This is a genomic window from Stenotrophomonas sp. SPM (assembly GCF_003105135.1).
In the GTDB taxonomy this organism is placed as follows: domain Bacteria; phylum Pseudomonadota; class Gammaproteobacteria; order Xanthomonadales; family Xanthomonadaceae; genus Stenotrophomonas.
This window is the reverse complement of sequence record NZ_QETL01000042.1, coordinates 20846-31535: the sequence shown is the minus strand read 5'-3', so window position 1 is coordinate 31535 and position 10690 is coordinate 20846. Positions and strand designations below refer to the sequence as shown.

Annotated in this window: 10 protein-coding genes; 5 read left to right on the top strand and 5 right to left on the bottom strand. The window is 70.5% G+C overall.

The window, feature by feature from the left end; translation table 11 throughout:
* From DCO49_RS10930 to DCO49_RS10920, 3 genes are all read left to right on the top strand, one after another.
* Nucleotides 1-709, top strand: a 709-nt coding sequence (locus DCO49_RS10930) for a methyltransferase domain-containing protein (RefSeq protein WP_343126024.1), incomplete at its 5' end; no start/stop codon positions are given.
* A gap of 22 nt (nucleotides 710-731) precedes the next feature.
* Nucleotides 732-2447, top strand: a complete 1716-nt coding sequence (locus DCO49_RS10925; protein ID WP_116864052.1) for a glycosyltransferase family 39 protein — start codon at nucleotides 732-734, stop codon at nucleotides 2445-2447.
* 229 nt (nucleotides 2448-2676) lie between these two features.
* A complete protein-coding gene (locus tag DCO49_RS10920) occupies nucleotides 2677-3846 on the top strand; it encodes an O-antigen ligase (protein WP_243402716.1) in 1170 nt (389 codons plus the stop codon).
* Nucleotides 3847-3934: 88 nt separating this feature from the next.
* On the opposite strand, the gene DCO49_RS10915 is transcribed toward DCO49_RS10920, so the two are convergent.
* Nucleotides 3935-4741, bottom strand: a complete 807-nt coding sequence (locus tag DCO49_RS10915; protein WP_116864050.1) for a glycosyltransferase family 2 protein — start codon at nucleotides 4739-4741, stop codon at nucleotides 3935-3937.
* On the opposite strand from DCO49_RS10915, the gene DCO49_RS10910 reads away from it, so the two are divergent.
* Complete coding sequence (locus tag DCO49_RS10910; protein ID WP_116864049.1) at nucleotides 4740-5798, top strand: CDP-glycerol glycerophosphotransferase family protein; 1059 nt, start codon at nucleotides 4740-4742, stop codon at nucleotides 5796-5798. The genes DCO49_RS10915 and DCO49_RS10910 overlap by 2 nt on opposite strands.
* A gap of 83 nt (nucleotides 5799-5881) precedes the next feature.
* Here the strand turns inward: DCO49_RS10910 and DCO49_RS10905 are convergent, their stop codons facing one another.
* The 4 genes from DCO49_RS10905 to DCO49_RS10890 all read right to left on the bottom strand — a co-directional run bounded on the left by DCO49_RS10905 (nucleotide 5882) and on the right by DCO49_RS10890 (nucleotide 10136).
* A complete protein-coding gene (locus DCO49_RS10905; protein WP_116864048.1) occupies nucleotides 5882-7420 on the bottom strand; it encodes a PH domain-containing protein in 1539 nt (512 codons plus the stop codon).
* Complete coding sequence (locus DCO49_RS10900) at nucleotides 7417-7848, bottom strand: PH domain-containing protein (RefSeq protein ID WP_243402715.1); 432 nt, start codon at nucleotides 7846-7848, stop codon at nucleotides 7417-7419. The genes DCO49_RS10905 and DCO49_RS10900 overlap by 4 nt, the downstream gene beginning before the upstream one ends.
* Before the next feature lie 158 nt (nucleotides 7849-8006).
* On the bottom strand, nucleotides 8007-9140 hold the full coding sequence (gene ribA, locus DCO49_RS10895; RefSeq protein ID WP_116864047.1) for a GTP cyclohydrolase II RibA: 1134 nt from the start codon (nucleotides 9138-9140) through the stop codon (nucleotides 8007-8009).
* A 75-nt stretch (nucleotides 9141-9215) separates the two neighbouring features.
* Entirely contained in the window at nucleotides 9216-10136 is a 921-nt protein-coding gene (locus DCO49_RS10890; protein WP_116864046.1) for a lauroyl acyltransferase, read from the bottom strand.
* A gap of 61 nt (nucleotides 10137-10197) precedes the next feature.
* Here DCO49_RS10890 and dtd point away from each other — a divergent pair, with 61 nt between their 5' ends.
* The gene (gene dtd / locus DCO49_RS10885) at nucleotides 10198-10638 is read left to right on the top strand and encodes a D-aminoacyl-tRNA deacylase (protein ID WP_116864045.1); all 441 of its coding nucleotides are present in this window, start codon (nucleotides 10198-10200) and stop codon (nucleotides 10636-10638) included.
* Nucleotides 10639-10690: the final 52 nt, after the last annotated feature.

The window sequence follows — 10690 nt, the reverse complement described above, 5'->3', positions numbered from 1 at the left end:
CCCGCTCAGCGCCGATGCGCTGCGCCTGGCCGAGCCCAGCCCGGTCAACCAGCTGCCGGGCTTTGCCGACGGCGCGTTGTCGGTGCAGGACCTGTCGGCGCAGTGTGCGGCCGATGCCCTGGCGCCGCCGGCCGGCGCACGGGTGCTGGATGCCTGCGCCGCCCCCGGTGGCAAGTCGGCGCACCTGCTGGAACGCGACCCGAGCCTGCGCCTGCTGGCGCTGGACATCGATGCGCGGCGCCTGGCCCGGGCCAAGGACACCTATGCCCGCACCGGCGTGGGCGAACACGTGCAGACCCAGGTGGCCGACGCCAGCGATACCGCGGCCTGGTGGGATGGCACCCCGTTCGACGCCATCCTGCTGGATGCCCCGTGCTCGGCCACCGGCGTCATCCGCCGCCAGCCCGACGTGATGTTCCACCGCCGTGCCGAGGACATCGAGGCGCTGGTGGGGGTGCAGGCGCGCCTGCTGGAAGCCTGCTGGGCGATGCTGCGCCCGGGTGGCGTGCTGCTGTATGCGACCTGTTCGATCCTGCGCGCCGAGAACGTCGACCAGGTGCGGGCCTTCCTGAAGTGGCATCCGGACGCCCGGGCGGCGCCGCTGGGTGACGCTTTCGGCCTGGATTGCGAGGGCATCGCCCGCCAGCGCCTGCCCGGTGAAGACGATGCTGACGGTTTCTTCTACGCGCGTCTGCTAAAAACAGCCTGACCCCGTCGCTGTCCGAGTTCCCATGCTGAAAACCCGCGCGTCACGCGAGACGTGGTTGTTCGTAGTGATGGCCTTGCTGGTGCTGGGTGCGGGGCTCGGACTGCGCGACCCCTGGCCATCGGACGAGCCGCGTTTCGCCCTGGTCGCCAAGCAGATGGTGGACAGCGGCCAGTGGCTGTTCCCGCATCGGGGGCTGGAGCTGTATTCGGACAAGCCGCCCATGCTGATGTGGTGGCAGGCCACCCTGTACAGCGTGATCGGCAACTGGCGGGTGGCCTTCCTGCTGCCCTCGCTGATCGCCGCGCTGGGCACCCTGTGGTGCGTGGTCGACCTGGGCCGGCGGCTGTGGACGCGCCGGGTCGGGCTGTACGCCGGCTGGGCGCTGCTGTTCGCGCTGCAGTTCACCTTCCAGGCCAAGAAGGCGCAGATCGACCCGCTGGTGGTGCTGTTCGTCACGTTGGCCAACTACGGGCTGCTGCGCCACCTGCTGCTGGGGCCGGCCTGGCGCTGGTGGTGGGCCGGCTGGTTCTTCGCCGGCATCGGGGTCATTACCAAGGGCGTGGGCGTGCTCTCGCTGCTGATGATCCTGCCGGCGGCGATCGCCTCGGTGCTGCACTGGCCGCGGGTGCGCCTGCATGCGCGTGACCTGCGCTTCTGGCTGGCGCCGCTGGCCTTCGTGCTCGCCGTCGCGCTGTGGCTGGTGCCGATGGTGATGACCGCGCTGGCGACGAAATCGGGCGAGTACCAGGCCTACCTCGACGACATCCTGTTCCGGCAGACGGCCAAGCGCTACGTGCAGTCGTGGGACCACCACCAGCCGTGGTGGTACTTCCTGGGCACGATGCCGTCGATGTGGATCCCGGCGTTCCTGGCCCTGCCGTGGGCGATCCCGGCCTGGCGTCGGCGGCTGCGGCGGCGTGATCCGCGCTACCTGCTGCCGCTGGCCTGGTGGCTGCTGATCGTGCTGTTCTTCTCCCTTCCGCACGGCAAGCGCGACGTCTACATCCTGCCGTCGCTGCCGATGTTCTGCCTGGCCCTGGCGCCGCTGATGCCGGGCCTGCTGCGCCGGCGCGACGTGCAGTGGGTGCTGGGTGGCTTCACCCTGCTGCTGTCGCTGGGAACGCTGGCCGCCGGTGCGTCGGCCCTGCTCGGCAACCCCGGCTTCGAAGTGCGGCTGGTGCTGGAGCGCGGGCTGGAGCCGGGGGCAGTGGTGGCGATGGCCTGGGCAGCCCTGGCCATGGGCGCCGCGGGCGTGGCCGGCCTGCTGCTGTTCGGCCCGGCGCGGCGTCACCTGGCGCTGGTCGCGATGCTGACCGTGGTGTGGGTGCTGTACAGCCTGGTCGGCTACCCGGTGTTGAACGATTCCAGTTCGGCCCGCGGCCTGATGCGCTCGGTGGATGCGCGCCTAGGTGCCGATGCCGAGCTGGGTCTGGTGGCCTGGAAGGAGCAGAATCTGCTGATGGCCGGGCGACCGGCGGCGACTTTCGGCTTCAGCGCGCCCTGGCATCAACAGTTGCAGGCCGGGGTGCGATGGCAGCAGCTGTCGCCGCAGCGGCGCTGGCTGCTGGTTCAGCAGGACGTGATGCTGGGCTGCGTGGACCGCGACGGAGCGGTGCTGGCCGGTGTCGCCAACCGTCGCCGTTGGTGGTTGGTGCCGGCATCGGCGGTACACGGTCCCTGCGTGCCCAGCGAAGCCGAACTGAAACGTGAACGGCGGTTGCAGAGAAACGAGCAATAACGTGGCCGCTGGCTTGTCCAGACTGCCCAAGCGTGCACAAAGCCAGTAAAACATCAGGCGGGCGGCCTGCCACAGGGCCGCCGTTTTCTTCCGCATGACCGCAGCGATCATTCCCGACGTGCCAGCTTCACCGGACAACCCGAGCCCCACCCGCGCCGAAGCGCTGCCCGTGCCTGCCGGCGGTCGCCTTGGCGCTGCGCACTGGATCGCACAGATCGGCCTGTTCTGCATGCCGGCACTGGTACTGACCGTACCGGTGAACCTGTTGCCGTATGCGCTGACCCTGCTGGTCAGCACCCTGCTGGCGCCGGAGCTGCTGTGGCGCGCGCGGGGCATGGGCGGCACGCCGGTGCGCGCGCTGACCTGGCTGATGCTGGCGGCGGTGGCGCTGGGCCTGGTGTCGGTGGTGCTGTTCGAGCAGGGCCTGCGCGACGTCGACAACCGTTCGCGGTTCCTGGTCATCCCGTGGATCGTACTGTGGGTCTGCGCGCTGCGGCCGGACCTGCGCTGGCTCTGGCGCGGCGCGCTGGCGGGCCTGCTGGGCAGCTTCGTGCTGTCACTGGTGCAGGTGCTGCAGGGCGCGCCGCGCGCCGAGCTGACCACCAATGCCATCGTGCTGGCCGACATCGTGGTCATGCTGATGGTGCTGCTGGTGTTCTGCCGCCCGTCGCGGCGCTGGTCGCTGGTCATCGTGGGCATGGCCGCCGGCTGCGGCACCATCGTGCTGACCGGCAGCCGTGGCGTGTTCGCCGCCCTGCTGGCGCTGCTGGTGGTGCTGGCGCTGAGCCTGCGCTGGCGGACCGGCGTGGCCCGCCTGTCGGTGCTGGCCGGCATGCTGGCCATCGGCGCCACCCTGCTGCTGTCGGTGCCCGAACTGCGCCACCAGGTGCGCCTGACCGAACTGCACAGCGACGTGCAGAAGCTGGAACAGGGCGACGTCGATTCCTCCGCCGGTGCGCGCGTCGAGCGCCTGCATGTGGCCTGGCAGACCTTCCTCGATCATCCGCTGACCGGTGTCGGAATCGGCCACTTCGACAGCGCCATGCAGCGCGTGCCGGTGTGCCGCGACGATCCTGCCGAAGTGCGCTGCCACCTCGGCCATGCGCACAACGACGTGGCCGAATGGGCCGCCACCCAGGGCCTGCCGGGCGTGTTGATGCTGATCGCCGTGTACGGCGTGCCGCTGTGGGTGTTCGTCTACCTGCACCGGCGCAGCGGCCGCGTCACCTTCCGCGGGCCGGCGGCGGCGGGGGTGATGATCGCCATCGCCTACGTGCTGTGCGGCTTGACCCAGTCGATGTTCGCCCACCAGATGACGGCCAGCTTCTACGTGACCATCGTCGGCCTGCTGACCGGCCTGTCACTGCTGGAAGGCGCCCGCCATCGGGCGAAGGCCTGACACCTGGCCGCCGGGCATGGCCCGGCGCTACCGGTGGGTGCGTGGATATACCGGTGGGTGCCGACCGTTGGTCGGCACGGATGCCGGGTCAATCGCTGCGCGGGTCGGCCACGGCCTGGCCGTTGCCCAGCATCCACAGCATGATGGTCTTCTGCCGCACGTAGTTGGCACGCACGTAGGCATACACCAGGCCGTGCCAGCCATCGCGGAACCCGCCGCGGAACACGAAGCCGCGCCAGAACCTCCAGGCCGGCGCCAGCACCAGCTTGCCCAGGGTGGCCCGCTTGCCGCATGCGAACTCGTGCTCGGCCATCATACGCGCGTACTTCTCGGTCTTGGCCAGCTGCTGCTGCAGGGAGCGGTAGGGGTAGTGGATGAGGTCGCCGCGCAGGGTGCCGACGCTGCCATCGACGCTGGCCGCTTCGTGGATCTCGCGCTTGCCGCGCCAGCCGCCCTGGCGGCGGTCGAACAGCCGCATCACCCGGTCCGGGTAGGCGTTGCCGTGGCGCAGGAATTTGCCGAAATACTCCGAGAGGCGGGCGAAACGGTAGCCGGCGTGGCCGCTGAAGCCGCCGTCGCGGGCCTGCTCGATGGCCGTGCGCAGCTCGGGGCTGATGCGTTCGTCGGCGTCCAGGCACAGCACCCAGTCGTGGCTGGCCTGCTCGACGCAGAACGCCTTCTGGCTGCGGAAGCCATTGAACGGGCGCTGCAGCACGCGGGCACCGGCGGCCTCGGCGATGGCCACCGTGGCATCGGTGGACTGCGAGTCCACCACCACGATCTCATCGCAGAAGGCCAGCGAGGCCAGGCAGTCGCCGATGCGCCCGGCCTCGTTGAACGCGATAATGCACGCCGAGATGCGAGGCCGTTCGATGGGAGCGGTCGTGGAGGACATGATGGCCGGGTACCTGTTGTTTGCGACGGAGCGCTATGCGCTGCCTATTCTCGCCCCGTTGGCGCAGGCCTTGCACGCGTCCGGGCAGGAGGTGGCCGCCTGGTTCGAGGGCGGTGCGGCTGGCAACAGCCTGCCGGGAGTACCCAACATCGGCCTGAAGCAGGCCCTGGCGATGCGCCCGCGGGCGGTGTTCAGCGCCGCCAACTGGGTGCCGACCTTCCTGTCCGGGGCCAAGGTGCAGCTGTTCCATGGCTTCAACGTGGAGAAGCGCGACAGCGCCCGCGGCCACTTCAGGGTGCGCGGCATGTTCGATCTGTACTGCACGCAGGGGCCGGCTACCACGGCACCGTTCCGGCAGATCGCCGAGCAGCAGGGCCACTTCGCCGTGGCCGAGACTGGCTGGCCGAAGCTGGACCCGCTGTTCCGCGACGATGGCGGCGAGAGTGCCGCGCTGCGTGCACCGGCCGCCGGGCGTCCGGTCATTCTGTTCGGCTCGACGTTCACCGAGCGCCTGAGCGCGGCCCCGCACCTGCTGGAGCCGATCACCGCTGACATCGCTGCCGGTGAGCGCTACTGGCTGCTGACCCTGCACCCGAAGTGCCCGCCGGAACTGTTCGAGCGTTACCGCGCACTGGCCGGTGCCAACGCGCGCTTCATCGAGCCGGAGCAGGTGATGGCCGCGCAGCGTGCGGCCGATGTGCTGGTGTCGGACACCTCGTCGATCGTTTCGGAGTTCATCGTCCAGCACAAGCCGGTGGTGACCTTCCGCAACCGCGTGCCGAAGGCGCACATGATCGACTTCGACGAGGCCACGCAGCTGCCGGCAATGCTGCAGCGCGCGCTGCACCCGGAGCCCGCGCTGCAGGCGGAGATCGTGCGCTATGCCGATGCCATCCACCCGTTCCGCGATGGCCGCTCCAGCGAGCGGGTGATCGCCGCGACCGAGGATTTCCTGTCCGGTGAAATGGGCGCGCTGCGCCGCAAGCCGTTCGGCAGCTGGGTGCGGGACCTGCAGATCCGCAAGGACCTGGGGTATTGGGGTCCGTCGCAGCGGTGATCGGCGTCGTGTAGATCCACGCCATGCGTGGATGCATGGCAGGAGTCAGAGCCCTTTCCCGTGGAAAGGAATCCGACCCCGTGTCACCAGCGCAGCTTGCGCCGCGCCAATGCCACCGCCAGCTGCTCCATCACCTGTTGCGCCTGCGCCTGCGGCAGGTAGTTCAGCGCCAGCGCCACGTCGCCGTGCGCACCTGCGGTATCCAGCTGCAGGCTGGCGGTGCCCAGCAGCTTGTCCAGTGGTGAACGCTGCAGGCGCAGACCCTGCACCTTGTCCAGTTCGGCCCAGCGCCACCAGCGCTTCCACCACCCACCCCGCACGGCCACGAACTGGCCATCCAGGTGCCAGCCCATGCGCGCCATCTGCCGGTGTGCCACCAGCAGCGCCACCGGCAGCCAGCCCAGCACCAGCAGGCCCCACGGGCCCCAGCGCCAGTAGGCGCCCGCTGCCAGCAGCGGCACCAGCACCAGGCTGCCCAGGCTCAGCCGCCACCAGCCGCGTTGCGGCAGCGCATGCCACTGTGACGGCGGCCACTGCAGCTGCGGCAGCAGGTGCTTGACCAGCCCTTCGCAGGTGGCGGCCGGGGCCAGCGGCGCCAGTTCGCGCAGGGCACGGTCATCATCACGAGAGGGGCCACCCGCCGCGCTGTCGATGCGCAGCTGGCGCAGCCCGAACCAGCGCTGCAGCGTGCCTTCGCGCAACGTCCAGGCCTGGATGCGGCGGCGTGCGACGCTGCTGCGGGTGCGGCTGAGCAGGCCGGTGGACACCGTCAGCCGGCGTTCGCGCTCGCTCAGGGTGAAACCGTGATAGCGAAGCACCGTCAGCACTACCGACAGCACGCGCAGGCCCAGCCAGCCCAGCAGCAGGGTGGCCGCCACCAGCAGCAGGGTGCCGGTCAGGCCGGGGTGCAGGTGGCTGACGTAACCGAAGGCCTGGCGGCCCCCGCGCTGGATGGCATCGTCCATCACCGGCCGCGGCACGGTCTGGAACAGCACGCCGAAGGCGGCCACGGCCAGTGCCCAGCCGCGGTTGGACAGCAGGCCCATGCGCACCACGTCCCACGCTGACAGCCGCAGCAGCACCTGCTCGTCGTCGACGCTGGCGATGTCCTGCGGCGCATCACCGGCAACCGCCTGAGGTGCTTGTCCGCGCTGGCGCACCAGCCGTTCCAGCGCCAGCGCCTGGTCCAGTTTCAGTACGCGCATCTCCGCTTCCGGGCGCACGCCACCGGCCGATTCCAGGCGCAGCTCGGCCACGCCGAACAGGCGGTGCAGTGGGTTCTGCCGCACTTCCACGTTGTGGATGCGGGCGAAGGGAATCTCGCGGCGGTTGCGCGACAGCAGGCCGCTGCGCACGGTGATCGCGTCGCTGCCGATGCGGTAGCGGTAGCTCAGATACTGCAGCACCGACAACAGTACCAGCGCGGCGATGGCCGACAGCGGAATCAGCTGCGCCCACATCGGGTCGCGGTCGCCGCGCTGGCCGAACACCAGCAGCGCCACCAACGGCAGCAGGTAGTGGCGCAGCTGCATCAGCAGCACGAACAGCCACGACCAGGGGTGCAGGCGATTCTCTTGGCCATCGCCGGGCGGCGACGGCGGAAGGGGCGGCGGCAGACTCACAGGGCGTCCGCGTCCTGGTCGAGCTGATGCGCCAGGGTGTCGCGCAGGCGCTCCGCGTCGGCCTCATCCAGGCCACTGACGGTGACCGCGCTCAGGCGCGTGCCGGCGGTGTGCACGATCAGCGTGGCCAGGCCCGCGCGGCGTTCCAGCGGGCCGCGGCGCAGGTCCAGGTGCTGCACGCGGGAAATGGGAATGCGGGTTTCCAGCTGCCACATCAGGTCGCGACGCAGGCCGAGTCCCTGTGCGTCCAGCCGCCAGCGGGTGCGGGTCAGGCGCCGATGGCCGAGCCAGGCGCCGAACACCAGGCCGACCAGCAGACCCACCGCTGCGCCCCACAGGCCGCCGGGCAGGTCGAAGAACCACCAGGCCGCGGCCAGTGGCGCGCCGGGGACGAACAGGCCGCCGAACGCGCCTTCCAGCGCGGCCATGCGCGCGGCACGGCGGGGCAGCGGTTGCCAGTGGTCCAGGTGGTACAGGTGCGGCGATGCAGGCGAAGGCAGTTCGGTCACGCGGGCGTCCGTCGGGCAGCAGGGCAGGGCGGTGGCGGCCGCAGCCGCCCCGCGCAGACGGTAGCAGGTCGGCCGCGTTACTGGGCGGCCTGGATCAGCGCGTCGACATCGAGCATGTGGCCAGCGCGGTCGGCCTTGGTGCGCAGGTAGTGCTCGTTCTCGGCGGTGATCTCGCCGGTGACCGGAATGCAGTCCAGCACTTCGATGCCGGCGTTGCGCAGACGCTGTGCCTTGGTCGGGTTGTTGCTGAGCAGGGCCACGCGCGAAATACCCAGGCCGCGCAGCATCGCCACCGCGCTGCCATAGCGGCGCTCGTCGGCACCGAAGCCGAGCTGTGCATCGGCGTCGATGGTGTCCAGGCCGTCGTGCTGGTAGCCGTAGGCGCGCATCTTGGCGGCGATGCCGGTGCCGCGCCCTTCCTGGTCCAGGTACAGCAGCACGCCGCCGCCCAGTTCCTTCAGCTTGCGCAGGCCGCGCCGCAGCTGGTCGCCGCAGTCGCACTTGAGCGAACCGAACAGATCACCGGTCAGGCAGGAGGAATGCACGCGCACCGGCACCACGGCCGACAGGTCCGGCTCACCAACGATGATCGCCACCTGGTCGCGCTGGGCCACGCCGCCGCGGAACACCGCGAAGGTGGTCATGCCGACGTCGCGCAGCGGCACCGGCGAACGCGCCACCAGTTCGTAATCATGGGCAGCATGGGCCGCGCCTTCGGCCAGGTCGCACAGGGCCACCTCGGCCGCACCGTCGAAGGTGTGGTCATCGGCGTCCAGGCGCACGGCCACCATCGCCGGCAGCAGCAGGCCCAGGCGGGCCAGTTCCACCGCGCCGGCATCGAAGGCGTCACCGGCGCTCCAGCCGTCCGGCATCGGGCCCGGCCCGCGCAGGTAGCCCAGCGAGGGGAGCGCATCGAAGGCCACGCCAGCCAGCGGCAGGCGCGCGCCGTCGGCCGCCTCCACGCCGAGCACGCGGGCGCGGGTGGCGGTCAGGAACAGGTAGTGGCGCTCGCGCGCGGCGCTGGCGAAGGCAGCGAAGCTGCTGGCCGTGGCGCTGTCCAGCGCGATCACCGCCAGGCGTTGGCCCTGGCCGTCGTGCAGCAGGACCGGGCGACCGGCACGCAGCTCGGCCACCGCGCGTTCGCAGCGGATCGCGGCGGGATCGCCGAACAGGGAAGGAGCAGGCATGGCAGGACCGGGGGAGGCGGACATCGCAGTCTCTATGGGGGCGCCAGCGCCGTATTCAACGTACTGCGGCAGCCGCTCGCAGGCCAGCTTCCGCCGTCCTCAGTGCGGATGCTCTTCGGTGGCGTACGGGTCATCTTCGCCGCTGCCCGGCGGGCGCAGCGTGTAGCGCTTGTAGGTCCACTGGTACTGAGTGGGGTCGCGGCGGGCGATGCGCTCGATGCCGGCATTGAGCGCGGTGGCGGCTACCTGCGGGTCCGGGTCGGCCACGGCCGGGTCGGTCGGCTCGATGTGCAGGGCGAATTCCATGTCCGGCCCGATGCGCTCGCACCAGCCATACAACACGGTGGCGCCGGTGCGCTCGGCCAGGCGGTTGACCAGGGTCATGGTCAGCGCCTGCACGCCGAAGAACGGCACGAACACGCCGTCGCCGGCCTTGGGCTGCTGGTCGGGCAGGATGCCGGTGGCCCCGCCGTCCTTGAGTACCTTGAACAGCTGGCGCACGGCTGGGCCTTCGGCGCGCACCTGCTGCACGTTCTGGCCCCCCCGCACCAGCTGCAGGAAGGCGTCGCCGGCCTCGTCCTCCGGCGGCTTGTAGACGATGGCGATCTGTCCGCGCGAGGCCAGCCACTGGTTCAACAGCTCCCAGTTGCCGAAGTGCGGCGCGGCCACGATCACGCCCTTGCCGCTGGCCAAGGCTGCGTCATACAGGGCCGCGCCGTGCTGTTCCTTCAGGTGCAGGCGCAGGTTGTCGGCCGGCTTCTGGCTCCACAGGCGCAGGGTTTCGATGGCCTGCAGCGCGGTCGAGCGCAGCAGCTCGCGGTGCAGGCGGTCGCGCGCGGTGCCGGTGATTTCCGGGTAGGCCAGTTCCAGGTTGCGCCGGGTCACCCGGCTCTCGCGGGCGTTCAGGCGGATCCAGGCCCAGGCCAGGGCGTGCGCGAACCCCCGCAGCAGCGGCCAGGGCAGGCGGGCGAACAGGGTGGTGGCGCGATAGACCAGCCGGGCTTTGCGTTGCGGATTCATTGGCCCCAGTTTAGCCAAGGGCGCTGCTATCGTGGCCGGCCCCGTTATCTGGAGCCCTTCAATGCTCGTCCTGATCCAGCGCGTCACCCAGGCCGCCGTGCATGTGGAGGGCGAGGCGGTCGGGCAGATCGGCCCCGGCCTGCTGGCCCTGGTGGGCATGGAGCCGGGCGATACCGAGGCGCAGCTGAAGCGGATGGCCGAACGGCTGCTTGGCTACCGTGTATTCGCAGATGAGGCGGGGAAAATGAACCGTTCGCTGCGTGATACCGGGGGCGGGCTGCTGCTGGTCAGCCAGTTCACTCTGGCCGCCGATACCCGCTCGGGCATGCGCCCCAGCTTCACCAGCGCCGCCCCGCCGGACGAGGCTGAACGCGGGTTCAACCGATTTGTCGAGATCTGCCGTGAAAATCACGCCCCGGGGGTGGAAACGGGCCGCTTTGGCGCCCATATGGTCGTCAGCCTGGTCAACGACGGTCCCGTGACCTTCCTCCTCAGGCCCTAGGCCGCCGGGACCACCGCCCGGCAGGCCGGGCCCCGGGCTGGTATAATGCTAC

Coding starts and splice junctions, on each gene's coding strand:
- DCO49_RS10900 (WP_243402715.1), bottom strand. CDS start 7,848: ATGGCCGCGCTGGAAGGCGCGTTCGGCGGCCTGTTCGTCCCCGGCGCG.
- dtd (WP_116864045.1), top strand. CDS start 10,198: ATGCTCGTCCTGATCCAGCGCGTCACCCAGGCCGCCGTGCATGTGGAG.
- DCO49_RS10890 (WP_116864046.1), bottom strand. CDS start 10,136: ATGAATCCGCAACGCAAAGCCCGGCTGGTCTATCGCGCCACCACCCTG.
- DCO49_RS10920 (WP_243402716.1), top strand. CDS start 2,677: ATGCCGGCACTGGTACTGACCGTACCGGTGAACCTGTTGCCGTATGCG.
- ribA (WP_116864047.1), bottom strand. CDS start 9,140: ATGTCCGCCTCCCCCGGTCCTGCCATGCCTGCTCCTTCCCTGTTCGGC.
- DCO49_RS10925 (WP_116864052.1), top strand. CDS start 732: ATGCTGAAAACCCGCGCGTCACGCGAGACGTGGTTGTTCGTAGTGATG.
- DCO49_RS10915 (WP_116864050.1), bottom strand. CDS start 4,741: ATGTCCTCCACGACCGCTCCCATCGAACGGCCTCGCATCTCGGCGTGC.
- DCO49_RS10910 (WP_116864049.1), top strand. CDS start 4,740: ATGATGGCCGGGTACCTGTTGTTTGCGACGGAGCGCTATGCGCTGCCT.